Annotated in this window: 23 protein-coding genes and 1 pseudogene; 15 read left to right on the top strand and 9 right to left on the bottom strand. The window is 67.5% G+C overall.

Going from position 1 to position 23,629, the window contains the following annotated elements; translation table 11 throughout:
• Nucleotides 1-8: 8 nt before the first annotated feature.
• On the bottom strand, nt 9-1,385 hold the full coding sequence (locus tag VIM54_RS10955; RefSeq protein ID WP_331901275.1) for a branched-chain amino acid ABC transporter permease: 1,377 nt from the start codon (nt 1,383-1,385) through the stop codon (nt 9-11).
• Between the two features lie 232 nt (nt 1,386-1,617).
• Here VIM54_RS10955 and guaB point away from each other — a divergent pair, with 232 nt between their 5' ends.
• From guaB to guaA, 9 genes are all read left to right on the top strand, one after another.
• Nucleotides 1,618-3,120, top strand: coding sequence for an IMP dehydrogenase (gene guaB, locus VIM54_RS10950; RefSeq protein ID WP_331901273.1), 1,503 nt, complete (start codon nt 1,618-1,620; stop codon nt 3,118-3,120).
• Between the two features lie 429 nt (nt 3,121-3,549).
• Nucleotides 3,550-4,302 (top strand): hypothetical protein, encoded by a 753-nt coding sequence (locus VIM54_RS10945; protein WP_331901271.1) that lies wholly within the window; start codon nt 3,550-3,552, stop codon nt 4,300-4,302.
• A 177-nt stretch (nt 4,303-4,479) separates the two neighbouring features.
• Nucleotides 4,480-5,598: a GuaB3 family IMP dehydrogenase-related protein gene (locus VIM54_RS10940; RefSeq protein ID WP_331901269.1), complete on the top strand. Its 1,119-nt coding sequence runs from the start codon at nt 4,480-4,482 to the stop codon at nt 5,596-5,598.
• Between the two features lie 16 nt (nt 5,599-5,614).
• Entirely contained in the window at nt 5,615-7,345 is a 1,731-nt protein-coding gene (locus VIM54_RS10935) for a glycerol-3-phosphate dehydrogenase/oxidase (RefSeq protein ID WP_331901267.1), read from the top strand.
• Nucleotides 7,346-7,474: 129 nt separating this feature from the next.
• On the top strand, nt 7,475-8,011 hold the full coding sequence (locus VIM54_RS10930; RefSeq protein WP_147783426.1) for a cation:proton antiporter regulatory subunit: 537 nt from the start codon (nt 7,475-7,477) through the stop codon (nt 8,009-8,011).
• A gap of 5 nt (nt 8,012-8,016) precedes the next feature.
• Nucleotides 8,017-9,366 (top strand): cation:proton antiporter, encoded by a 1,350-nt coding sequence (locus tag VIM54_RS10925; RefSeq protein ID WP_331901263.1) that lies wholly within the window; start codon nt 8,017-8,019, stop codon nt 9,364-9,366.
• Nucleotides 9,367-9,370: 4 nt separating this feature from the next.
• Nucleotides 9,371-10,141, top strand: coding sequence for an SURF1 family cytochrome oxidase biogenesis protein (locus tag VIM54_RS10920; RefSeq protein WP_331901261.1), 771 nt, complete (start codon nt 9,371-9,373; stop codon nt 10,139-10,141).
• Nucleotides 10,142-10,145: 4 nt separating this feature from the next.
• On the top strand, nt 10,146-10,601 hold the full coding sequence (locus VIM54_RS10915) for a DUF3817 domain-containing protein (RefSeq protein WP_331901259.1): 456 nt from the start codon (nt 10,146-10,148) through the stop codon (nt 10,599-10,601).
• Nucleotides 10,602-10,614: 13 nt separating this feature from the next.
• Nucleotides 10,615-12,183, top strand: a complete 1,569-nt coding sequence (gene guaA, locus VIM54_RS10910; RefSeq protein ID WP_331901257.1) for a glutamine-hydrolyzing GMP synthase — start codon at nt 10,615-10,617, stop codon at nt 12,181-12,183.
• A 13-nt stretch (nt 12,184-12,196) separates the two neighbouring features.
• On the opposite strand, the gene VIM54_RS10905 is transcribed toward guaA, so the two are convergent.
• From VIM54_RS10905 to VIM54_RS10880, 6 genes are all read right to left on the bottom strand, one after another.
• Nucleotides 12,197-12,580: a type II toxin-antitoxin system VapC family toxin gene (locus VIM54_RS10905; protein WP_331901255.1), complete on the bottom strand. Its 384-nt coding sequence runs from the start codon at nt 12,578-12,580 to the stop codon at nt 12,197-12,199.
• Between the two features lie 5 nt (nt 12,581-12,585).
• Nucleotides 12,586-12,837 carry an AbrB/MazE/SpoVT family DNA-binding domain-containing protein gene (locus VIM54_RS10900; RefSeq protein ID WP_331901253.1) on the bottom strand — a complete coding sequence of 84 codons (252 nt, stop codon included), beginning with the start codon at nt 12,835-12,837 and terminating at the stop codon, nt 12,586-12,588.
• A 57-nt stretch (nt 12,838-12,894) separates the two neighbouring features.
• On the bottom strand, nt 12,895-13,452 hold the full coding sequence (locus VIM54_RS10895) for a dihydrofolate reductase family protein (RefSeq protein WP_331901251.1): 558 nt from the start codon (nt 13,450-13,452) through the stop codon (nt 12,895-12,897).
• A 254-nt stretch (nt 13,453-13,706) separates the two neighbouring features.
• Nucleotides 13,707-14,537: a Bax inhibitor-1/YccA family protein gene (locus VIM54_RS10890; RefSeq protein ID WP_331901249.1), complete on the bottom strand. Its 831-nt coding sequence runs from the start codon at nt 14,535-14,537 to the stop codon at nt 13,707-13,709.
• A gap of 9 nt (nt 14,538-14,546) precedes the next feature.
• Entirely contained in the window at nt 14,547-15,068 is a 522-nt protein-coding gene (locus VIM54_RS10885) for a hypothetical protein (RefSeq protein WP_331901247.1), read from the bottom strand.
• Entirely contained in the window at nt 15,061-15,297 is a 237-nt protein-coding gene (locus tag VIM54_RS10880) for a zinc ribbon domain-containing protein (protein ID WP_331901246.1), read from the bottom strand. Before VIM54_RS10880 ends, VIM54_RS10885 begins: the two co-directional genes overlap by 8 nt.
• Nucleotides 15,298-15,355: 58 nt before the next feature.
• Here VIM54_RS10880 and VIM54_RS10875 point away from each other — a divergent pair, with 58 nt between their 5' ends.
• The 4 genes from VIM54_RS10875 (at nt 15,356) to VIM54_RS10860 (ending at nt 20,127) form a co-directional block, all read left to right on the top strand.
• Nucleotides 15,356-16,366 carry a glycerophosphodiester phosphodiesterase family protein gene (locus VIM54_RS10875; protein ID WP_331901244.1) on the top strand — a complete coding sequence of 337 codons (1,011 nt, stop codon included), beginning with the start codon at nt 15,356-15,358 and terminating at the stop codon, nt 16,364-16,366.
• Nucleotides 16,367-16,522: 156 nt separating this feature from the next.
• Nucleotides 16,523-16,999 (top strand): hypothetical protein, encoded by a 477-nt coding sequence (locus VIM54_RS10870; protein WP_331901242.1) that lies wholly within the window; start codon nt 16,523-16,525, stop codon nt 16,997-16,999.
• Between the two features lie 230 nt (nt 17,000-17,229).
• Nucleotides 17,230-19,650 (top strand): ATP-dependent helicase, encoded by a 2,421-nt coding sequence (locus tag VIM54_RS10865; protein ID WP_331901240.1) that lies wholly within the window; start codon nt 17,230-17,232, stop codon nt 19,648-19,650.
• A 153-nt stretch (nt 19,651-19,803) separates the two neighbouring features.
• Nucleotides 19,804-20,127 (top strand): hypothetical protein, encoded by a 324-nt coding sequence (locus tag VIM54_RS10860; protein WP_331901238.1) that lies wholly within the window; start codon nt 19,804-19,806, stop codon nt 20,125-20,127.
• 146 nt (nt 20,128-20,273) lie between these two features.
• Here the strand turns inward: VIM54_RS10860 and VIM54_RS10855 are convergent, their stop codons facing one another.
• Nucleotides 20,274-21,017, bottom strand: a complete 744-nt coding sequence (locus VIM54_RS10855; RefSeq protein ID WP_331901236.1) for an oxygenase MpaB family protein — start codon at nt 21,015-21,017, stop codon at nt 20,274-20,276.
• A 226-nt stretch (nt 21,018-21,243) separates the two neighbouring features.
• On the opposite strand from VIM54_RS10855, the gene sucC reads away from it, so the two are divergent.
• Nucleotides 21,244-22,407: an ADP-forming succinate--CoA ligase subunit beta gene (gene sucC, locus VIM54_RS10850; protein ID WP_331901235.1), complete on the top strand. Its 1,164-nt coding sequence runs from the start codon at nt 21,244-21,246 to the stop codon at nt 22,405-22,407.
• Between the two features lie 12 nt (nt 22,408-22,419).
• Nucleotides 22,420-23,322 carry a succinate--CoA ligase subunit alpha gene (gene sucD / locus VIM54_RS10845; RefSeq protein WP_331901234.1) on the top strand — a complete coding sequence of 301 codons (903 nt, stop codon included), beginning with the start codon at nt 22,420-22,422 and terminating at the stop codon, nt 23,320-23,322.
• A gap of 69 nt (nt 23,323-23,391) precedes the next feature.
• Here the strand turns inward: sucD and VIM54_RS10840 are convergent.
• A pseudogene (locus tag VIM54_RS10840) lies at nt 23,392-23,629 on the bottom strand (glycerol kinase); the annotation flags it as partial.

Raw genomic sequence — 23,629 nt, 5'->3', positions numbered from 1 at the left:
TCGCTCCCTTAACCGATCCGGTCTCGTCGACCGAGGATGCCCTGCGGGCGGAAAAGAAGAATCAGGATCATCACGATCAGCGCGGCCACGTACTTGAGGTTCTCGGGGAGCCAGACGGTGGACACGTTGATGAAGACGCCGATCACGAGGGAGCCGATGAGGGCTCCGAAGGCCGTACCGAGGCCACCGAGGGTGACGGCCGCGAAGATGAGCAGCAGGATCGACGCCCCCGTGTCCCAGCGCAGCGACTGGTAGTAGCCGACGAAGACGCCGGAGAGTGCGGCGAGAGCCGCCCCGCCAACCCAGACCGTGCGGATCACGCGTTCCACGTTGATCCCGGATGCCGCGGCGAGCGACCGGTTGTCCGCGACCGCGCGGGTGGCCTTACCGATCTTCGTGCGAAGCAGCACGAAGGCGACGAGCAGGATCAGGATGATCGAGACCACGGCGCCCGCGACATCCGTGAACTTGAGGCTGACGGCGCCCAGGACAAGGAACGGCTTCGTCGAGTTGGGGAGGGTGAGCCGGTCGGCGCCCCAGAAGAAGACGAAGGTGTAGCGGAGGGCGAGCGAGAGGCCGATCGTGACGATCATGAGGGGGATGAGGCCCAGGCCGCGCTTGCGCAGCGGCTTCCAGATGCCGGCATCCTGCACCCAGCCGAAGGCGCCACCGAGAACGATGGCGATGATTATCGCGATCCAGGCCGGCCAGTGCAGGACTCCGCTGAAGGTGTAGGCCATGAGCGCGCCGAATGTGACGAGCTCGCCGTGCGCGAAGTTGTTGAGGCCGGTCGTTCCGTAGATGAGCGACAGACCGATCGCTGCGAGGGCGAGCAGGAGTCCGAAGATGAGGCCGGTGACGACCTTCGACCAGAAGACATTCCAGAACTCGGTGCTCGTCTGGCCGGAGCCGCCCCCGGGCGTCGGGCTGGCCGACGCGCCGATCGCCGGGTTGCTCGGCGAGACAAGGAAGTTCGCCGGAACTTCGGTGTTCTGCGAGAACACGTCCACCTTGCGTGGGTTCTGGTTGGGGAAGCCAGCGCCGGCGGGCAGGGTCTTCTCGTCGATCGTTACCGTGTACGATCCCGCCTTGGCGATGCCGATGAGCACCTTGCCGTCCGGGCCAGTCACGAACTTCTCGTCGAATCCCTTGCCCGAAACCTCGACGCCGACGTTCGGCACGCCCGTCTTGTCCGAGTCGAGGCGGATCCACACCTGGAGCGACTGAGGAGCGCTCGACGGGTCGACGACCGCCGTGGGTGCGCCTTCCGGGGCGGTCTCGGCCAGCGCCGGGCTCGCGGAGAGAGTGAGCGCCGCTGCGAGCGCCGCGAAGATCACGACCAACCACCGCGTCTTGCGTCGGGGAACTGTACCTGCGAGTGTCACGGAACCTCCAAGGCGGAGCCAGCCGGGGCAAGGGATTCCCGGGCAATCTGGCCGACCGTCGTCATTGACGTTAGTTGTCGAATGTGTCACCGGTGTTTCGCGGAGAGCACGCTTCAGTCTCGCCATTATGACCGGTGGAATAGCCGCGCCGCTAACTGGTTAATATTGAGTACCGGAATCCGTCGATGCAGTCCGGACCTTCAGCTCAGCATTCGCGGGAAAAAGAGGACACATGGACCAGCCGGACCCCTTCGGTTTCATCGGGCTCACCTACGACGACGTCATGCTTCTCCCCGGGCACACCGATGTCATCCCGAGCGAGGCGGACACCTCCACGCGCCTGAGCCGCCGCATCACCGTGGCCGCGCCGCTGCTCTCCTCCGCCATGGACACCGTGACCGAGTCGCGCATGGCCATCGCCATCGCCCGCCAGGGCGGGCTGGGGGTGCTGCACCGCAACCTCTCTATTGCCGACCAGGCCGACCAGGTAGACCGCGTGAAGCGCAGCGAATCCGGCATGATCACCAACCCGGTGACGACCACGCCGAACGCCACGGTCGCGGAGGTGGACGCCCTGTGCGGCCAGTTTCGCATCTCCGGTCTTCCCGTGGTGGAGGACGACGGCCGTCTCGTCGGCATCATCACCAACCGCGACATGCGTTTCGTCTCGCCGTTCGAGAAGTCCACGACGCTCGTGCGAGACGTGATGACCCGCGCGCCGCTCATCACGGCCCGCGAAGGCATCAACCCGGATGACGCGGTCGCCATCTTCGCGCAGCACAAGATCGAGAAGCTTCCGCTCATCGACGCCGACGGCAGGCTCCGCGGCCTCATCACCGTCAAGGACTTCGACAAGTCCGAAATGTATCCGAGCGCCACCAAGGACGAGTCCGGCCGGCTTCGAGTCGCCGCCGCGATCGGGTTCTTCGGCGACGCGTGGGAGCGCGCCATGACTCTCATCGACGCGGGGGTGGATGCCCTGGTCGTCGATACCGCGAACGGCGACAGCGCCGGCGTGATCGACATCATTCGCCGGCTCAAGAGCGACCCGGTCGCGAGCCACGTCGACATCATCGGCGGCAACGTCGCGACGCGCAGCGGCGCGCAGGCGCTCGTGGATGCCGGAGCGGACGCCATCAAGGTGGGCGTCGGTCCCGGCTCGATCTGCACCACCCGCGTCGTGGCCGGCGTCGGGGTGCCGCAGGTGACCGCGGTGTACGAGGCGTCCCTCGCCGCGCGGGAGCACGGCATCCCGGTGATCGCCGATGGCGGACTGCAGTATTCCGGTGACATCGCGAAGGCGCTCGTCGCCGGCGCGGACACCGTGATGCTCGGCTCGCTCCTCGCCGGCTGCGACGAGAGCCCGGGCGACCTCGTGTTCGTCAACGGCAAGCAGTTCAAGAAGTACCGCGGCATGGGCTCCCTCGGCGCCCTGCAGAGCCGCGGCGAGAAGACGTCCTATTCGAAGGATCGCTACTTCCAGGCCGACGTGCCCTCCGACGACAAGCTCATCCCGGAGGGCATCGAGGGACAGGTGCCGTACCGCGGTCCGCTCTCCGCCGTGGCGTACCAGCTGCTCGGTGGCCTGCGCCAGTCGATGTTCTACACGGGCGCGCGCACCATCCCGGAACTCAAGGCGAAGGGCAAGTTCGTGCGCATTACCGCGGCCGGACTCAAGGAATCGCACCCGCACGACATCCAGATGACGGTGGAGGCGCCGAACTACTCCCGTTAGGCCTCTTCGGGGCCGCGGGGCAACGCGGCCCGCGGCGGGACCCGCGTGTGTGAGGCCAGCTGGGGCCGCAATGTGCAACTGGGGCCAACGCGTCGGCCCCAGTTGCACGCATTGGCCCCGGTTCGGCACGGTGACGAGTGTGGCGCGACCGTGTGTCCTGTCCTCCACTTTTCCCGCTCGAATGCCGCAGTGCACCACCATGACCTGGCTGGGACGGCGTCCGTCCGTGATTGCGACGCTGGCCGCATGGAAAGAATCGCCAGCAGGAACGGCATCACTCTCGCGGCGGACCTCAAACGGCTCGAAATCGACGGGTCCGCCTACCGTAGAGCCGCGGCTCGAGGGCAATTGGTGCGATTGCACCGCGGAGCGTACATGGACGCCAGGGAGTGGTGGGCCCTCGACCGCCACGACCGCTACCGTCAGCACGTGATCGGCGCCGCGCTGGCGAGCCGGGGGAACCCCGTGTTGAGTCACCAATCGGCAGCCATCATGTGGCGGCTTCCGATTATCGGGCAGTGGCCGAACATGGTGCACGTGTTAGCGGCGCGCACCACGGGAACTCGAATCGAGAACGGCTTCATGCGCCACGCTTCTGACCGCTCCAACCGGGAGTATGTGGAATTAGAGGGTGTCCGTGTCACGACTCTCGAAGACACACTGCTTGACATGGCCGCCTCTGTTGCCATCGCGAGTGCCGTGGCGAGCATCGACTTCGCGCTCCGGAAGCAGTTGACCAGCCGTGGCGCCCTGCAGGGGATTCTCGACGAACGTGGCGGCATCCGATACCGTCGGCGCATCGCGCGAGCTGTCGATTTTGCGACGCCGTTGTCCGGATCTCCGGGCGAGTCGCTGAGCCGGGTGAACATTCACGAGTTGGGCTTCCCCGCGCCCGTTCTCCAGGCGCGATTCGAGGACTACCGAGGCCACATCGGCGACACCGACTTCTGGTGGCCAGGGTTTGGGCTTATCGGTGAATTCGACGGCCTCGTCAAATACACGCGCAACGAATACACGAATGGCCGTTCGGTCGACGAGGTCATGATCGAAGAAAAGGTGCGTGAAGACCGCCTCCGTGCACGCGGTCCCTCGGTGTCCCGATGGCTGTGGGGCACCGCGATGCGCCCTCGCGAGCTCTTTCGTCAGCTCAGTGCCGCGGGCCTGAAGCTCGAGCGGCGCTGAACCTCGCCAACTGGTGAATGTGGGCCGTTGCGTGCAACTGGGGCTAACGCGTCGGCCCCAGTTGCACGCATTGGCCCCGCGAGCCTGAGAGTCGGCCCCGCGAGCCCGCGAGTCGGCCCCGCAAGCCTCAGGCCGCCGGCCGGAGCGCGCCGCTGCACCGACCGGTAGGCTGAACGGGTGAGTGACGTAGAGATTGGCCGCGCCAAGCGCGCTCGCCGGGTGTATGCCTTTGATGACATCGCCATCATGCCGAGTCGGCGCACGCGCGACCCCCAGGACGTGTCGGTCAACTGGAGCATCGACGCGTACCAGTTCACGATTCCGTTCATCGCGGCGCCCATGGACTCGGTGGTCTCTCCGGCCACCGCGATCCTCATGGGGCAGCTCGGCGGCCTCGGCGTGCTCGACCTCGAGGGCCTCTGGACGCGGTACGACGACCCGGAGCCGCTGCTCGCGGAGATCCGCGAGCTCTCCGACGGCGCCGCGACCGCCCGCATGCAGGCGATCTACTCCGAGCCGATCAAGCCCGAGCTCGTGAAGACCCGCCTTGCGGAGATCCGCGCGGCCGGAGTCACCGTGGCGGCCGCGCTCTCGCCGCAGCGCACGCAGGAACTGTACAGGACCGTGGTGGAGGCGGGCGTCGACCTGTTCGTGATCCGCGGCACGACCGTGAGCGCAGAGCACGTCTCCAAGAACCAGGAGCCGCTCAACCTCAAGAAGTTCATCTACGAGCTCGACGTGCCCGTGATCGTGGGCGGCGCGGCCGGTTACACCCCGGCCCTTCACCTCATGCGTACCGGTGCGGCTGGCGTGCTCGTCGGCTTCGGCGGCGGCGCAGCCTCCACGACGCGCGCGAGCCTCGGCATCCACGCGCCCATGGCGACCGCCGTCGCGGATGTCGCCGGCGCCCGTCGCGACTACATGGACGAGTCTGGCGGACGCTACGTGCACGTGATCGCCGACGGCGGGCTGGGCACGAGCGGCGACATCGCCAAGGCATTCTCGGTGGGGGCGGATGCCGTGATGCTCGGCTCGACGCTCGCGCGGGCCACCGAGGCACCCGGCGGCGGCTGGCACTGGGGCCAGGAGGCGCACCACAGCGAACTGCCGAGAGGCAACCGCGTGAAGGTCGGCTCGACCGCCCCGCTCGAGGAAATTCTTTACGGGCCATCCTCAGTTGCCGATGGCACAGTGAATCTCGTCGGCGCATTGCGCCGCTCCATGGCGACAACCGGATACTCCGACCTCAAGGAATTCCAGCGGGTCGAAGTGGTGGTCGCGCCGTACCACAAGTAACCATACGGAGGCAGTGATGACCAGGCAAAAGACGGTGACTCGCTCATCGAAACTGGGTCCAGAGGAGCGCGCGGATGCGATAACCGCCCTCAAGGAGAAAGAACTCGACATCCTTGTGGTCGGCGGCGGCATCGTGGGAACCGGCAGCGCGCTCGACGCGGTCACCAGGGGACTGAGCGTGGGAATGGTGGAGGCGAGGGACTGGGCCAGCGGCACATCGAGCCGGTCGTCCAAGCTCGTGCACGGCGGCATCCGCTACCTGGAACAGCTCGACTTTCGGCTGGTGCGTGAGGCTCTCATCGAACGCGGCCTCCTGTTGCAGCGGCTCGCGCCGCACCTCGTGAAGCCGGTGCGTTTCCTCTACCCGCTCCGGCGGCGAGTGTTCGAGCGCTTCTACGTCGGCGCGGGCATGCTGCTCTACGACATCTTCAGCTACACGGGCGGTCGGCCGCCCGGTGTCCCGCACCACCGCCATCTCACCAAGTCGCAGGTGATGCGCTCCATCCCGAGCCTCGCCAACGACGCGCTTGTCGGCGGCATCACCTACTACGACGCGCAGGTGGATGACGCGAGGTACACGGCATCACTCGCGCGCACGGCGTCGTTCTATGGCGCGCACGTTGCCAGCCGGGTGCGCATCGAGGGCTTCATCAAGGTGGGGGAGCGCGTGGTCGGCGCGCGGGCCCACGACCTGGAGACGGGCGAGCGGTTCGACATCCGCGCGAAGCAGGTCGTGAACGCGACCGGCGTGTGGACGGATGACACCCAGTCGATGGTGGGCGAGCGCGGCCAGTTCAAGGTGCGGGCCTCCAAGGGCGTGCACCTCGTCGTTCCCCGGGACCGATTCCAGTCGAACATGGGCCTGCTGCTGCGCACCGAGAAGAGCGTGCTCTTCGTGATCCCGTGGGGTCGCCACTGGCTGATCGGCACGACGGACACCGACTGGCACCTCGACAAGGCGCATCCGGCGGCGACCGCCGCGGACATCGACTACCTCCTCGAGCACGTCAACTCGGTGCTCGCGGTGAAGCTCACCCGCGACGACGTCGAGGGTGTCTACGCCGGCCTCCGTCCGCTGCTCGCCGGCGAGTCTGAGCAGACCTCGAAGCTGTCTCGCGAGCACATCGTCGCGCACAGCGTGCCCGGCCTGGTGGTGGTGGCCGGCGGCAAGTGGACCACGTACCGCATCATGGCCAAGGACGCGATCGACGCTGCCGCCGCCGCGCTCGACGCGAACGTTCCGAAGAGCGTGACGCAGGACATCGCGCTGCTCGGCGCCGAGGGCTACCAGGCGGCGTGGAACAAGCGGGCGAAGATCGCCCGGGTGTTCGGCGTGCACAAGGTGCGCATCGAGCACCTGCTCAACCGCTACGGCGTGCTGACGGATGAGCTGCTCGACCTGATCCGCGAGGACCCGTCGCTCAACACCCCGCTCCCGGGTGCCGACGACTATATCGAGGCCGAGGTGATCTACGCGGCGACCCACGAGGGCGCGCTCCACCTGGAGGACGTTCTCGCCCGCCGTACCCGCATCTCTATCGAGGCGTGGGATCGCGGAGTGTCTGCGGCGCCGGTGGCCGGCGCGCTCATGGGCCGTGTGCTCGGCTGGGACCAGGAGCGGGTCGACCGTGAGGTGAATAACTACCTCAAGCGGGTCGCGGCGGAGCGGGCGAGCCAGCTCGAACCGGACGACGAGTCTGCGGATCGCGTTCGCCTTGAGGCCCCGGACATCGTCTCGGCCAAGTAGGGGAGTCGGCGCGGCGCGCGATCCGGATGACGGGTGCGCGCGCCGCGAACGCCGGGACTCGCTCAGGCGGGCCCCGATAGACTGGTTGCCGCATCAACGAATGCGAAATCCTTTGAGGGAGTCAGAGCAATGGTCGACGTTCGACGGGTCAAGCTTCCCGGTGTGGGGGTCTTGCACACCTTCGTCACCGCCGACGGAGGCAAGGCGGGCGTCATCACCCATCGGTCCGGGCACAGCGACCTCATCACCTTCGCCGATGAGGAAGACGGATCGGACGCCAACAAGGTCTCCCTTCGCCTGAGTGAAGACGAGGCGCACACCCTCGCCGAACTGCTCGGGGGAACCCGGATCACCGAGGGCCTCGACAAGCTCGACCAGATCCCGGGCCTCTCGATCGACTGGTTCACCGTCGACTACGACGACCACATCGCCGGGCAGCAGCTCGGCAACCTCGCCTCCCACGGCGTCGTCGGCCTCACGGTCGTCGCCGTCGTGCGGGGCGACTCGGCCAACCCGGCCCCGGCGGACGACTTCAAGGTCTTCCCGGGTGACACCCTCGTGGTGGCCGGATCGCCGGAGAAGGTCACGAAGGCCTTCAACTTCTATCGCACGGGCGAGCTGTCACTGGGGGCAAAGGCGCCTGTAGACGCTCCGCCCGGAGGCTAGCTAGCGTGCACCTGGGCGAAGAGCTCGCGATTCTCGGGGCACTCCTCCTCATCGCCTATGTTTTCGGTCGGCTCGGCAAGCTCATCGGGCTGCCCGCCATCCCGGTGTACATGCTCGTCGGGCTGCTCGCCAGCCCGCACACCGGCTGGTTCCCGCTCAACTTCGACTCCGGCCGCATCGAGCTCATCGCCATCTTCGGGCTCATCCTGCTGCTCTTCAACCTCGGCCTCGAGTTCGACCAGGACGAATTCTTCAGCAACGCCGGCAGGCTCATCGTCTCGGGTGGCTCGTACATCCTCGTGAACATGGCCGTGGGCCTCGCCTTCGGTTTCTGGGTGGGCTGGGGCACCCGCGAGGCGCTCATCATCGCCGGGATCACCGCGACGTCGTCGAGCGCGATCGTCACGAAACTCCTCATCGAGCTCAATCGTCTCGCCAACAAAGAGACGCCGATGATCCTCGGCGTCACCGTCGTCGAAGACATCTTCATCGCGATCTACCTGGCGATCGTCGGCGTCGTGCTGAGCGGCGAGACCGCCATCTGGCCGGTGATCGGAAAGCTCGGGGTCTCGTTCCTCTTCCTCGTCGTGATGTTCACCATCGCGCGCTGGGGTGGCAAGTGGGTGTCGCGGCTGTTCCGTACGAAGGACGACGAGCTCTTCACCATCCTGTTCTTCGGGCTCGCCGTCGCCTTCGGCGGCATCGGCGAACTGCTCGGCGTGACGGATGCGATCGGCGCCTTCCTCATCGGGCTCGTTCTCGGCGCGACGAAGTACCGCGCCAAGGTCGAACACCTGTCGTTGCCGATGCGGGATGTCTTCGGGGCATTCTTCTTCCTCAACTTCGGGTTGACGCTCAACGCCTCCGAGTTCTCGACCGTTCTCGTGCCGGTTCTCGGCGCGGTGCTCATGACCTTCATCCTGAACGTCATCGCCGGGCAGTTCGTGGCGTGGTTGAACAAGCTCGGGCCGCAGGCGGGAATCAACGCGACGGCGATCCTGCAGAACCGGGGCGAGTTCGCCCTCATCCTCGCGACCCTCTCGATCAGTGCCGGACTCGACAAGAGGATCGTGCCGTTCGCCGGGCTCTACGTGTTGATCATGTCGATCGCTGGCCCGATCCTCGCCGCCAATTCGGAGAAGATCGGCGCGGTCATCCTGCGCACCAAGAAGAAGCCCAAGCCGCAGGCGCGGCCGCTCATGGCCGAGGAGAACATCGCCCTCGTCGCGGCCGCGACCGAGGGGCTCGAACATGGCGAACCGGAGGCGGCGTCGACGGCGGCCGAACGGTTGATCGAGCAGGCAATGCAGCAATCGGACGAGCATTCCGAGCGCACGAGAGACCCGGAGTACTGAAGACATGTGGTCAGTAGCCCGTCGCCCGCGCTGGATCGCGGCGCTTGTTTTCGCGCTCGCCCTTGCCGCCGGGTTCGCCGCGCTCGGCCAGTGGCAGTTCGCGAGGAGCGTCGCCACCGGCACGGTCATCCACCGCGATACCGAGACGATCGTGCCGCTCACCTCGGTGGCACAACCCCAATCGCCGGTCACCGACCGGGCGACCGCGCAGCTCGTCACCGCGACCGGCGCCTGGGTGCCCGGCGACTACGTGATCGTGAGCGACCGCCTCAACAGGGGGGTCGCCGGCTACTGGGTTGTCGGGCACTTCTCGGTCGACCCGACGCCGAGCGCCGGCGCTCGCGCCGGGCTCGTCGCGGCCGTCGGCTGGTCGGCCACCCAGAAGGGCGCGAAGGCCGCCCTCTCGACGATCGACGCCACCCAGCCCGCGGCGACGGAGACCATCACCGGCCGGTACATTCCGAGTGAGAGTCCGCAGGACTCCGACTTCGAGAGGGGCAAGCTCACCACAGTCTCGCCCGGCGCGATGATCAACCTGTGGAAGCACACTGACCCGGCCGGCGTCTACGGCGGCTACCTGATCTCGGCCGCCCCGACCGGCGGCCTCACCGTGATCGACTCCCCCGAGCCGTCCTCCGACGTGGAGGTCAACCTCCTCAACGTGTTCTACGCCGTCGAATGGGTCGTCTTCGCCGGCTTCGCGATGTTCCTCTGGTATCGCCTCGTGAAGGATGCCTGGGAGCGCGAGCAGGAGGAAGCGAGCGAAGTAAACTAGGGCAATGCCCCTTCGCCCCAAGGCCTCCGACGTTCCCGCAATCCGGGGAGCGCTCACGTTCTACCGCATCTCCGCCTACGTCACCGGCACCCTGCTGCTGCTGCTCGTGCTCGAGATGCTGTTCAAGTACTCGCCCATTCACCGCGAGATCGAACTCGGCGGCCCGAACGGGTTTATCGCCCTCGTGCCGGACGGCACCGTGCGCGCCGTCAACCTCTCCACCGGCATCCTCATCGCCCACGGCTGGCTCTACGTCGTCTACCTCTTCTGCGACTTCCGGCTCTGGAGCCTCATGCGCTGGCCGTTCAGCCGCTTTATCCAGATCGCCCTCGGCGGCGTCGTGCCGTTCCTCTCCTTCATCGTCGAACACTTCATCACGCGCCGCGTGCACCACGAACTCGCCGAACTGGAACAGCCGGCGCCCACCACCGTCACCACCCCGGAGGCCACCAATCGTTAAGTCGACGCCGCGCGTGACCGCGCAGCAGCCCGTCCTCGTCGTCGACTTCGGCGCACAATACGCCCAGCTGATTGCGCGCCGCGTGCGCGAGGCGAACGTCTACTCCGAGATCGTGCCGCACACGATCACCGCGGCGGAGGTCGCCGCCCTCAACCCGTCGGGAATCGTGCTGAGCGGCGGGCCGTCGAGCGTGTACGAGGCTGGGTCGCCCACCCTCGACCCGGGCATCCTGGGGCTCGGCGTGCCCGTTCTCGGCATCTGCTACGGATTCCAGGTGATGGCGCAGCAGCTCGGCGGCGAGGTGGCCAACACCGGCCTGCGCGAGTACGGCTCGACCGCCGTCACGCTCGCGGACGGCGACAGCACCCTGCTCGCCGGCCAGCCGCACAACCAGACCACCTGGATGAGCCACGGCGACTCGGTCTCCAAGGCGCCGGAAGGCTTCACCGTGCTGGCCTCGAGCGCCTCCACCCCGGTCGCCGCGTTCGCGAGCGACGAGCGCAAGCTCTACGGCGTGCAGTGGCACCCCGAGGTGAAGCACTCCGAGTTCGGCCAGCGCGTGCTCGAGAACTTCCTGCACCGCGCAGCCGGCATCCCGGCCGACTGGAACAGCGGAAGCGTCATCGCCGAACAGGTGGACCGCATCCGCGCCCAGGTCGGCTCGTCCCGCGTCATCTGCGGGCTCTCCGGCGGGGTCGACTCCGCCGTCGCCGCGGCGATCGTGCACAAGGCGGTGGGCGACCAGCTCGTCTGCATCTTCGTGGACCACGGCCTGCTGCGCCAGGATGAGCGGCGCCAGGTGGAGGAGGACTACGTGGCCTCCACGGGCGTGCGGCTCGTCACCGTCGACGCCGTCGACCAGTTTCTCGACGCGCTTGCCGGCGTGACCGACCCGGAAACCAAGCGAAAGATCATCGGCCGGGAGTTCATCCGCTCGTTCGAGGCGGCCGCCGAGGCGCTCGTGCTCGAGGCGCAGGGCGACGGCGCGTCCATCGACTTCCTCGTGCAGGGCACCCTGTACCCGGATGTCGTGGAGTCCGGCGGAGGCACGGGAACCGCCAACATCAAGAGCCACCACAACGTGGGCGGCCTGCCGGAAGACCTGCAGTTCACGCTCGTCGAACCGCTGCGCGCCCTCTTCAAGGACGAGGTGCGTGCGATCGGACGCGAGCTCGGACTGCCCGAGGTGATCGTGGGCCGCCAGCCGTTCCCGGGACCCGGTCTCGGCATCCGCATCGTCGGCGAGGTGACCCGCGACCGGCTGGAGCTGCTGCGCAAGGCGGACGCGATCGCGCGTGCCGAGCTCACCGCCGCCGGCCTTGACGAGGAGATCTGGCAGTGTCCGGTGGTGCTTCTCGCCGACGTTCGCTCGGTCGGCGTGCAGGGCGACGGACGCACCTACGGGCACCCGATCGTGCTGCGCCCGGTGTCATCCGAAGATGCGATGACCGCCGACTGGACCCGGCTGCCGTACGACGTGCTCGCCCGCATCTCCAATCGCATCACCAACGAGGTGGCCGGGGTCAACCGGGTAGTGCTCGACGTGACGTCGAAGCCGCCGGGCACGATCGAGTGGGAGTAGGGCGGGCAGGAGCTCAGCGGGTTACGAGGCGGATGTCGATGCCTGGCAGGTGCAAGCCGACCCAGGCCTTGTCGGTTGTGACGGCGATCGCATTGCGCTGAGCCGCCAACGACAGGCATCCCCTGTCGGCCAGCGAGAGGCCTCGATGTGTGGTTCGAGGCCACAGCTCTGCGCTCATCGCTGCCATGCTCGCGTCGAAGGCCACGGAATGCACTCCCATGCCGGAGATGTCGGTGGCGAGCTGCGTCGCGCTGATGCCGTTTCGTGTCGCCTTCTGAAGTACCTCGGCAAGATTGACCGCTGAGATCAGGGCGTCGTCGAGAAGCGCCTCCACCTCAGTGCCGCCCGGTTCATCGTTGAGGTAAGCCAGAAGGGCGGAAGCGTCGAGAACGTACATGTGCGTCAGTCCTCGTCGGCGAGTTCGCGAGCTGCTTCCGCCCGTCTTTCAGCGATCAGTTCGTCGACCAGGTTTTCTCCGCCAAGGCGGCCGCGGGCATCCTTGAACAGCTTCTTGGCAGAGGCGCGGGCGGCGGCCCTGCTTCTGAGATGCACCTTGCCATCCTCGGCCCAGATGTTGAGGACGGTGCCTGGTTCAAGACCGAATTTCCTGCGGATCTCGATAGGGATGACGATGCGACCCTGCGGCCCGAGCACTGCGGTGTACTCCTGGACCTGGAGCTGCGCGTGCCGGCCGAGGTCGGCTGATCCGGGTCACTGCGTGACCCGGTAGCGCAGGAACACCACTCCATTGCCGAAACGGCGTTCGCCGAGCAGCTCCAGCTGCAGGCGGACGCCGTGCGGCATGAACGGCGTGCCGCCGCCCACCACCACGGGCGAGACGAACAGGCACACCTCGTCCACGAGGCCGGCCCGGAGTGCGTGCGCGGCCAGGCCCGGGCCGCCCACCGAGATGTCCCGCTCGGCGGTCGCCTTCATCCGCCGGATCGCACCGGAGTCGAACTTCCGCTCGATGCGGGTGCGGGCGCTCGACACCGCTTCGAGAGTCGTCGAGTAGACGACCTTCTCGGCGGCGCGCCACAGCTGCGCGTACTCCCGCATCACCTCGGGTTCGCCCGCAACATCCAGGTGCTCCCACGCGACCATCACCTCGTACAGCCGCCGTCCGAGGAGGTACGTGCCCACCGGTCGCTCGAGGTCGTTGACGAAGCCGTGCACCTCCTCGTCCGGCGCACTCCAGTCGAACGCGCCATCGGCATCCGCGACGTACCCGTCGAGGGAGGCGATGACGGTGTAGATGAGCTGGGCCACTTCACACCCCGTTCCGCTGTCGTCGGCCGCTCGATGAGTCCGACCCTAGGCACGAGAGCGCCGCCGGCGCAATCCTCCTCGGGGCCAGTGTGCGCAATCCGGCCAGAACGCGCAGTCGGGCCAGTGTGCGCAATCGGGGCCAACGCGTTGGCCCCGATTGCGCGAACTGGCCCTGTTCGCGACCGGGCGCCAGGTGCCACGCACGCGGGCAACGAAAAAGGGCCGCCCCGAAGGACGGCCCTTTTCAGATCTGGCTAGCGGCGCAGGATGGCGAGCAGGCGCAGGATCTCCAGGTACAGCCAGACGACGGTGACCATGATGCCGAAGGCGCCGGTCCAGCCGTAGATGCGCGGGGCGCCGCGCTGCACGCCCTTCTGGATGCTGTCGAAGTCGAGCACGAGCGAGTACGCCGCCATGATGATGACGAGCACCCCGAGGACGACGCCGAGCGGGAGGCCGCCGAGGAACGGGATGGGGGCGCTGCGCAGGCCAAAGGCATCCGAAGTCACGCCCGTGGCCATCAGGATCACATTGACGACGGAGAAGACCAGGTAGCCGACCATCGCGATGAGGAAGATCTTCGTGGCCCTCTTGGACGCGCGGATCTTGCCGCTCGCGAAGAGCGCGAGCGTCACACCGACGACGACGAGGGTGCCGATGACCGCCTGGAGGGCGATTCCCGGGTAGTGCGACTCGAAGAAGCTCGTGATGCCCCCGACGAAGATGCCCTCAACGGCCGCGTAGCTCAGCACGAGCGCGGGGGACGGCTTCTTCTTGAAGATGTTGACGAGCGCGAGCACGAAGCCGACGATCGCGGCCGGGATGGCGAGCACGGGGAAGATCCAGCCGACGGCCGCGCCGACAAGCAGGATGGCAAAGCTCACGACGACCTTCACCATCGTGTCTTCGTAGGTCATCCGGTCGGTCTCGACGGGGGTGGCGGACGGCCGGCTGTACAGCTCGGTGAGCTGCTCGGCCGTCATCCCTTCGGTACTGGGAGCCGGAGTGATCGGGAACTTCCCCGCGGTGTTCGCGCGATCGGAGAACGCTGGGGAATTGTTGAATGCCGGATTCGATGAGGCCATGCCTCAAGATTAGCGGACCTTTACTCTGCTCTGGCTGGAGATTGGCCTCGATTTTGTTATCGACCGGCCGAGCCAGGCGGAGGTCACGAGCACGACAGTCGAGACCCCGACGACGATGGCGCCGTGACCGTACTGCGGGTAGAGCTGGCTGAGCACGAGGCCGCCCAGCACGGGCAACACGGTGACGAGGTAGGCGATTGCCGGGCGCTGGCGAAGGTAGAGCCAACCGGCGAGAGGGATCACGAGCAGGATGCTGCCCGCCGATCCGAAGAGGAGGGAGCCGACGGCGAGGGCGCTCGGCAGCGCGATCGCCACCCGGCGCGGACCGCGAGCGGGCAGGATGATCCACCCGGCGATGTGCGCGGCGAGGCCGCCCACCAGGAGGTATCCGGCGTAGACGGAGGCCGCCTGCACGAGGAGCCCGCCGGCGAGGAGCAGTGCGACGGCGGCGACGTAGCGCCCACGGTATCCGCCCCAACGCAGCGGCAGCGCCCTGGCCGGTTCCCGCCAGGCGGCGGCTTCCTCAGCCACGGGGCGTGAACACGACGATGGCGACCCAGACGATAAGGGCGAGCCCCACGACGGCCATGATCGCGCCGAACGCGAGCATGGGGTCCGGGCGCTTGCGCCGCGCCGGTTCCGGCTCCGGCCGGATGGCGCCGGGGATGTCGTCCTCGGCCTGCGCCACGCGCATCCCGCACTTGATGCAGTACTTCCATGCGGGACGCAGCGCCTCCCCGCAGTTCGCGCATTTCCCCATGTCGTTGAGATTACCCCCAGTTCAACTGCTGTCTTTGTGCGTCCCGTACCGTGGCAGCGTGAACTCTCTCCCACTCGTAATCGCCCACCGGGGCGCCAGCGGTTATCGACCGGAACACACTCGCGCGGCATACGAGCTCGCGATCGAGCAGGGTGCCGATGCGCTCGAGCCGGACGTGGTCGCGTCGAAGGATGGCGTGCTGGTGATCAGGCACGAGAACGAGATCTCCGGAACCACGGATGTGGCGAGCCGGCCCGAGTTCGCCGACCGGCGGGCCACACGCACGATCGACGGCTCGAAGCTCACCGGCTGGTTCACCGAGGACTTCACCTGGGCCGAGCTGGCGACGCTGAACGCGCGCGAGCGGCTGCCGAAGGTGCGTCCGCGCAACGAGGAGGCGGCGGGGGAGCAGGGCATCCTGAGACTCGCCGACCTGCTCGAACTGGTCGACGGCGCGCCCCGCCGGGTGGGTCTCGTCGTGGAGGTGAAGCACGCCGCCTACTTCGAGTCGATCGGGCTTCCGCTCGACGTGCTGCTGGCGAGCGAGCTGAGCGCCGCCGACTGGACGGATGACGACCGCCTCACCGTGGAGAGCTTCGAGAAGAGCGTGCTGCTCGCCATTCGCGCGCGCGGGGTCGCCGCGACGCTCGTGTACCTGATCGACGCGAAGGGCGCCCCGGCCGACGAGGTGGCCGCGAAGGGGAGGAGGGCGTCGCCGTACTCCGCCTACCTCACTCGCGGCGGGCTCGCCGACCTCGCCGCGGAGGTCGACGGCATCAGCGTGCACAAGCGGCTCATCCTGCCGAAGGGGGCCCCGACATCCGCCGAGGGTGTGACCGACCTCGTGGCGCGCGCCCACGCGGCGGGGCTCACGGTGTTCTGCTGGACGCTGCGGGCGGAGAACAAGTTTCTGCCGAAGCCGCTGCGGCGAGGCGAGGCGGCCGACGAGTTCGGCGACTGGCGGCGCGAGTTCGAGGTGATCTACAACACGGGAGTGGATGGGGTGTTCGCCGACCAGCCGGACCTCGCGATCGCGGCGCGCGCTGCACTGATCGCCGCCGCGGGGTAGGCGAACTGCATTCTGAGCGGCCATCCGCCACTCAATGGGAGTCGGCTCACGGTTCGCTGAGCCAAGTCGAGTGGGCTCTGGGCGAAGCCGGGCGACGCAGGAGTGTCGGCCGAACGGGGGAGCGTCAGGGCGAAGCGTAGCGAGTATTCTTCAGCCATGAGCGACCCCGTGACCTCGCGCGAGCAGCCGAACGTTCCGCTGCAGGGCCGGCCCAACCAATGTGGTCGCCCACCAGGCCAACTCCACCGCCCGGCGACCAGAACGGCGTCGGTCGAGATGATCGCGCTCTCGTCGCTCTTCGTCTACGGAGTTCTGACTCTGGTGTTGCTTCTCACTGGATTCATGTCGTGGACTCTCATCGTGACCCTGGTGCTGTGCAAGCGCGCGTTCACTTCTCTCCTGGCGTGGTCGGACCAAGCCACGCTGGCGTCGCGGGGGGCCACCCTCGCCGGGTTGAATCCGGCGTGGGCCGCGCTCAGCCCGATGGCCTACCTCTGGTTGAGAACGAGACGAGCGACACCGGACTTCTCCGAGCGCCACCGCCCCACCCTGGTCTATCTCGCTTGCCTCGTGTTCGGCTTCGCCGGGTTCTCCGCTATTCTCGCGCTCTGGTCGGCGCTTCCCAGGCCCTGACGGCGTCGAGTACGGCGACGCTGGCGCAGAGCTGCGCGGCTCGCCGGGCGGCGGTGGTTCGGGCGGGGCCGGCTTCGATCACGACGACGTCGAAGTCACGATCGGGCGAAGACGCGGGCAGTTTGCCTCCCAGGGGCTCGGTTTCAGCGTAGGGGAGCGGACGGGAGCGGATGCCGCTCACCAGCGCCTTCGCAGCACCGTCGGTGGCGCGCCCTACAATTGGGTCGGTTATGACCTTCATCCTGGATCCGGCTGAGCCCACCGAGTCTCCGCTTCTCGCGGGGCTCAATCCGCAGCAGCGCGAGGCTGTTGAATACCGTGGGCAGGCGCTGCTCATCGTGGCCGGGGCAGGCTCGGGCAAGACGAGCGTGCTCACCCGCCGCGTGGCGAGCCTGATCGAGACCCGGGAGGCATGGCCGTCGCAGATCCTGGCCATCACCTTCACCAACAAGGCCGCCGCGGAGATGCGCGAGCGGGTCGAGGCGCTGCTCGGGCAGGCCGCGCAGGGCATGTGGATCTCCACCTTCCATTCCGCGTGCGTGCGCATCCTGCGCCGCGAGGCCGAGCACTTCGGCTTCGGCAAGAACTTCACCATCTACGACTCTGCCGACTCCCGGGCCCTCATCAAGCGGATCATCAAAGACCTGGATGCCGACACCTTCGGCTTCACGGTGAGCGGCGTGGCCGGCAAGATCTCCAAGCTCAAGAACGAGTTGAGCGACGTGGAGTCCTACGCCAGGGGCGCCAACTTCAACGACCCGCAGGAGCGGGTGTTCCTCGACATCTTCCGCGAGTACACGCGTAGCCTGTCGAGCGCCAACGCGTTCGACTTCGACGACCTCATCGGGCAGACCGTCTACCTCTTCCGGGCCTTCCCACAGGTCGCGGCGCTCTACCAGCGACGCTTCAGGCACATCCTCGTCGACGAGTACCAGGACACCAACCACGCGCAGTACTCGCTCATCCGCGAGCTCACCCAGCCGCCCCGCACCGACCTGCTGGTGGATGCGACTGGCTTCGACGGCTCCCTGCTCAGCAACCCGACGAAGCACCTCGAGCCGGCATCCCTCACCGTGGTCGGCGACTCCGACCAGTCCATCTACGCGTTCCGCGGGGCGGACATCCGCAACATCGTGGAGTTCGAGCGCGACTTCCCCAACTCCAAGGTCGTGCTGCTCGAGCAGAACTACCGGTCGACGCAGAACATCCTGAGCGCGGCGAACGCGGTGATCTCCAACAACTTCGACCGCAAAGACAAGAAGCTGTTCACGACCATCGGCGAGGGCGACAAGATCGTTGGATTCACCGGGTACAGCCAGCACGACGAGGCACAGTTCATCGCGGACGAGATCACCGAACTGCACGCACAGGGCCTCGAGTACCGCGACATGGCCGTGTTCTACCGCACCAACGCCCAGACCCGAGCGCTGGAGGAGATCTTCATCCGCTCGGCGCTGCCCTACCGCGTGCTCGGCGGCACCAAGTTCTACGAGCGGGCCGAGATCAAGGACGCGTTCGGCTACCTGATCGCGGTGGCCAACCCGGCCGACCCGATGGCGCTGCGGCGAATTCTCAACACCCCCAAGCGCGGCATCGGCGGGGTGACCGAGGCGGCGCTGCAGAGCTATGCCGATCATCACGGCGTGACGCTCCGCGAGGCTCTGCGGCACGCGGACGAGATGAGTTTCGGCCCGAAGATCACGGGAGCGATCCTCCGCCTGGGGGCGACCCTCGACGAGGTCGCGCTCACCGCCGACACGGCCCCGGTCGCGGACATCCTCACCGCCCTGCTCACGAAGACCGGGTTCGTGGAGGCGCTGCGGGCCTCCCGCGACCCGCAGGACGAGGCACGCGCCGAGAACGTGGAAGAGCTCGTGGCGGTGACCAAGGAGTTCAACAAGAACAACCCGGAGGGCACCCTCCTCGACTTCCTCACCGAGACCTCGCTCGTGGCCGCGGCGGATGACCTGGACGACTCGAGCGGAACCGTCTCGCTCATGACGCTCCACACCGCGAAGGGACTCGAATACGAGGCCGTGTTCCTCACCGGCATCGAGGAGGACCTGCTGCCGCACCGGATGTCCGCGAACGAGCCTGGCGGACCGGCCGAGGAGCGCCGGCTCTTCTACGTCGGAATTACGCGCGCGCGCCGCAAGCTCTACCTCTCGCTCGCGATGACGCGCGCGCAGTTCGGCGACGTCTCGGTCGCGATGCCGTCGCGCTACCTGCAGGAGATCCCGCCGGAGCTCATCGAGTGGCGGCAGTCGCCCGGCATGGCGAACTCCCGCGGGGGCACCCAGCCGCGCGCCCTCAACGCGCGCCGCGGCGGCTTCGGCGTCGAATCGTCCTCGGGCGGTCCATCGCTCGGCTCCGGCTATGCGGGGTCGGTCGGCCCCGGCGCGACCGCTCTCGCGCGTGCGGCCCGCGCCGCCCAACCGAAGACCGAGTGGGCCAACAAGGTCACGAACACGGTGCGCGACAACGGCGACCTCACCCTCGCCGCCGGCGACCGCATCCGGCACGTGGACTTCGGCGACGGAAGGGTGACGGCAGTGACCGGCGTCGGCCCGAAGAGCGTTGCCGAGGTGCAGTTCGAGTCGGCTGGGCGCAAGCGGCTGCTCATCAAGATCAGCCCGATCGAGAAGCTGTAGCCGCTCCCGCGTCGACCGGGCGCCAGTTCGCCGACAGCGCGCGACTTAGTCACCAACGCGCCGGTGACCGTGCGCCAGTTGTCGACGTCCCTCCGAACATGTGCTGAACTATGCTCGAGTAAGCGACCGATAGTAAGCGACCGAGGAGGCGCGATGGCGCAGGGCGGGTACACGACCGGTCCGGGCAACCGGGCGGCGATGTCCGCGCGGGGTTTCTCCGTTCCCGCCATCCTGGCGCTCCTGGCCGGCGTGGCGTCGGTCGCGACGATCCCGATCAGTTCGCCGGTGAGCCCCGGTCTTGGCGTCGTCGCGGTGATCCTCGGGCTGGTTTCGCGTCGGATTCTCAGGGCGGATGCCGCGCTGTGGGGATCGAGGCTGTCGCTGGCCGGCTTCCTGCTCGGCCTCGTCGCTCTCGCGCCCCAGGCCGTATTGCTGGTCATCGTCGGAGTGGGCGCCGCGCTGCGCGCGTTCGCCTGACGCCCGGCCCCTTTGCCCGCATCCCTTGCCCGTTCCGAAATGCATGCGTTTCTGATCAACACTCCGCGTGAGCGTGAACCTGAGCGGCGTGGCGGCACGAAATGCATGGATTTCGGAAGGGCAAGAGAGGGGCAGGGATGCGGGAGTCAGCCGAGAGCCCGGAGGTAGTGGTTCTTCGGCCAGTGCCTCAGGCTGCGGGGGAGCCGTGGGTAGACGAACGCGGTCACGCGCAGGAAGCGGTCGAAGCGCCTGGCGCGCCGGGCGCCCCACGGCAGATCGTAGGCGGTGCGGAGCTCAGCCGGAAGCAGGCCGGCCGTCACCAGCCGGGCCGCCGGCATCACCGCGCGCAGCCAGAGCGGGCCGGTCTTCGGATGCAGCAGCTGGCGGCAGACGCCGCGCGCCGCGTCGTCCACGCGGAGCTCGGCAAGACGGGCGTCCCAGTAGGCCCGGAATGCCGCACGGCCGGGCGGCCATAGCTCGGGCGGCATGCCCAGGGCGGTGCCGACCACGGCGTATTCGCGGTAGACCTCGTCGGCATCCGCGTCGGTCAGCGGCCCGAAGATGCGCGAGTGCAGCACGGTCGCGGTGTCGTAGAGCGTGGCGGCGACCCACAACTGCAGGCGGGTGTCGCCGGCGTCGTAGCTGGCGGAACGCACCGGCTCGTGGGCGCGGTGCACCATCGCGGTGACCTTCGCGATCTGCGCCGGCGTGCCGAACACGAGCGCGTAGACGTAGGTGAGCGTGTTGCGCAGGCGTCGCAGCGGGTCGGCCGCAAAGCTGCTGTGCTCGGCCACGGCATGTCCGATCGCGGGGTCGGCGAGCTGCAGCAGGATGGCCCTGCCGCCGCCGGCGAGCAGCACGCCTTCGCCGCCGAGATCGATGAGTGGCATGGAACCATTGTGGGGCGCGGTGCCGTGAGCAATGTAAGAACGGGAGAAGTTTCGCGCCTCCGGCCCGCCATACGGCGAGCCGACAGGAAAGCCGAGAGTAGAGTTCTTGGTGGCCCAAGTGTCTTGACGTCGAACTATCTCGGCGTCGAGACAGTGCATGCGAACACCGGTGCGGCAAGAGCTCAGTGGCCCATCAGACAAACGACCTGCGGATTGGACAAGCAGCGTGGATCTTTTCGAGTATCAGGCAAGAGACCTTTTTGAGTCGTACGGAGTGCCTGTTCTAGCCGGCATCATCGCCGACACCCCGGACGAGGTCCGGGCGGCGGCAGAGAAGCTCGGCGGCACCGTCGTGGTGAAGGCGCAGGTGAAGGCCGGAGGCCGCGGCAAGGCTGGCGGCGTCAAGGTCGCGCACAATCCTGATGACGCTGCGCACGTCTCCGAGACCATCTTCGGCCTCGACATCAAGGGCCACACCGTCAAGCGCGTGATGGTGGCCGCCGGCGCCCGCATCAAGGAGGAGTACTACTTCTCGGTGCTGCTCGACCGGGCCAACCGCTCGTACCTCTCCCTCTCGAGCTTCGAGGGCGGCATGGAGATCGAGGAGTTGGCCGTCGAGCGCCCGGAGGCCCTCGCCCGCATCGAGGTGGACCCGCTCGTAGGCATCGACCTCGCGAAGGCCACCGAGATCGCGATCGCCGCGAAGTTCCCGGCCGAGATCGTGGACAAGGTCGCCCCCGTCTTCGTGAAGCTCTACGAGGTCTACAAGGGCGAGGATGCCACGCTCGTCGAGGTCAACCCGCTCGTGCTCACCGAGGACGGCGACATCGTGGCCCTCGACGGCAAGGTCTCGCTCGACGAGAACGCCGACTTCCGCCACCCCAACCACGAGGCGCTCGTCGACTCCGGCGCCGAGGACCCGCTCGAGGCGAAGGCCAAGAAGCTCGGCCTCAACTACGTCAAGCTCGACGGCGCGGTCGGCGTGATCGGCAACGGAGCGGGACTGGTCATGTCCACGCTCGACGTAGTGAGCTACGCGGGTGAGAAGTGGGGCGGCGCCAAGCCGGCCAACTTCCTCGACATCGGAGGCGGGGCATCCGCCGAGGTGATGGCCAACGGCCTCGACGTGATCCTCGGCGACGCGCAGGTCAAGAGCGTTTTCGTGAACGTCTTCGGCGGCATCACCTCCTGCGATGCGGTGGCGAACGGTATCGTCGGCGCCCTCAAGACTCTCGGGTCGACGGCGAGCAAGCCGCTCGTGGTGCGCCTCGACGGCAACAAGGTGAAGGAGGGGCGCCAGATCCTGGCCGACTACAACCACCCACTCGTCTCGCTCGCAGACACCATGGACGAAGGCGCCGACAAGGCCGCCGAGTTGGCTTCGAAGTAAGGGCGCGGAACAATGTCTATCTTTCTGAACAAGGATTCCAAGGTCATCGTGCAGGGCATCACCGGGGGTGAGGGCACCAAGCACACCGCCCTCATGCTCAAGGCCGGCACGAAGGTCGTCGGAGGCGTCAATGCCCGCAAGGCAGGCACCACCGTCACCCACGCCGGCAGCGACGGAAACAGTGTGGAGCTGCCCGTCTTCGGCACCGTCGCCGAGGCGATCGAGAAGACCGGCGCCGACGTGTCGATCGTCTTCGTGCCGCCGGCCTTCGCGAAGGACGCAGTGCTCGAGGCCATCGAGGCCGAGATCCCGCTGGTCGTTGTGATCACCGAGGGCATCCCCATCCAGGACTCGGCCGAGTTCTGGGCCACGGCCAAGGCCAAGGGCGGAACCACCCGCATCATCGGGCCGAACTGCCCGGGCATCATCACCCCCGGCGAGTCCCTCGTGGGCATCACGCCTGCCACGATCACGGGCAAGGGGCCGATCGGCCTCGTCTCGAAGTCGGGTACCCTCACCTACCAGATGATGTACGAGCTTCGCGACCTGGGCTTCTCGACCGCGATCGGCATCGGCGGCGACCCCATCATCGGCACCACCCACATCGACGCCCTCGCGGCGTTCGAGGCGGACCCCGAGACGAAGGCGATCGTGATGATCGGCGAGATCGGCGGGGACGCCGAGGAGCGTGCCGCCGACTACATCAAGGCACACGTCACCAAGCCCGTCGTGGGCTATGTCGCCGGATTCACCGCACCGGAAGGCAAGACGATGGGCCACGCCGGCGCGATCGTGTCCTCCGGGGCCGGCACCGCGCAGGGCAAGAAGGAGGCCCTCGAGGCCGCCGGGGTCAAGGTCGGCAAGACGCCGAGCGAGACCGCCAACCTCATGCGCGAGGTACTCGCGAACCTGTAGCCTCAGCCCGCTGAAGGCAGCTGTGCCCCCGTCGTGTGAGTGACGGGGGCACGGTCGGTTTGTTGGGTGTTATTTGACGTCGTCGTCGACCCAGTCGAAGGTTTTGGTGACGGCTTTTTTCCAGAGGCGCATTTGGCGTTCGCGTTCGCTGGTTTCCATGTTGGGTGTCCAGCGGGAGTCTTCCTGCCAGTTGGCGCGGAGTTCGTCGAGGTCGGACCAGAATCCGGTGGCGAGTCCGGCGGCGTAGGCGGCGCCGAGGGCGGTGGTTTCGGCCACGACGGGGCGCACGACGGGGACGCCGAGGATG

Origin of the sequence: Lacisediminihabitans sp. (assembly GCF_036569425.1) — a bacterium.
Lineage (GTDB): Bacteria > Actinomycetota > Actinomycetes > Actinomycetales > Microbacteriaceae > Lacisediminihabitans.
Note: the sequence above shows the minus strand (reverse complement) of the source record. Positions and strands in the feature narration are given on the sequence as shown.

Bases quoted from the DNA above. Each gene is read 5' to 3' on its own strand.
- guaB (WP_331901273.1), top strand. From the start codon at position 1,618: ATGGACCAGCCGGACCCCTTCGGTTTCATCGGGCTCACCTACGACGAC.
- VIM54_RS10935 (WP_331901267.1), top strand. From the start codon at position 5,615: ATGACCAGGCAAAAGACGGTGACTCGCTCATCGAAACTGGGTCCAGAG.
- VIM54_RS10930 (WP_147783426.1), top strand. From the start codon at position 7,475: ATGGTCGACGTTCGACGGGTCAAGCTTCCCGGTGTGGGGGTCTTGCAC.
- VIM54_RS10920 (WP_331901261.1), top strand. From the start codon at position 9,371: ATGTGGTCAGTAGCCCGTCGCCCGCGCTGGATCGCGGCGCTTGTTTTC.
- VIM54_RS10915 (WP_331901259.1), top strand. From the start codon at position 10,146: ATGCCCCTTCGCCCCAAGGCCTCCGACGTTCCCGCAATCCGGGGAGCG.
- VIM54_RS10905 (WP_331901255.1), bottom strand. From the start codon at position 12,580: ATGTACGTTCTCGACGCTTCCGCCCTTCTGGCTTACCTCAACGATGAA.
- VIM54_RS10890 (WP_331901249.1), bottom strand. From the start codon at position 14,537: ATGGCCTCATCGAATCCGGCATTCAACAATTCCCCAGCGTTCTCCGAT.
- VIM54_RS10880 (WP_331901246.1), bottom strand. From the start codon at position 15,297: ATGGGGAAATGCGCGAACTGCGGGGAGGCGCTGCGTCCCGCATGGAAG.
- VIM54_RS10870 (WP_331901242.1), top strand. From the start codon at position 16,523: ATGAGCGACCCCGTGACCTCGCGCGAGCAGCCGAACGTTCCGCTGCAG.
- VIM54_RS10865 (WP_331901240.1), top strand. From the start codon at position 17,230: ATGACCTTCATCCTGGATCCGGCTGAGCCCACCGAGTCTCCGCTTCTC.
- VIM54_RS10860 (WP_331901238.1), top strand. From the start codon at position 19,804: ATGGCGCAGGGCGGGTACACGACCGGTCCGGGCAACCGGGCGGCGATG.
- VIM54_RS10855 (WP_331901236.1), bottom strand. From the start codon at position 21,017: ATGCCACTCATCGATCTCGGCGGCGAAGGCGTGCTGCTCGCCGGCGGC.
- sucD (WP_331901234.1), top strand. From the start codon at position 22,420: ATGTCTATCTTTCTGAACAAGGATTCCAAGGTCATCGTGCAGGGCATC.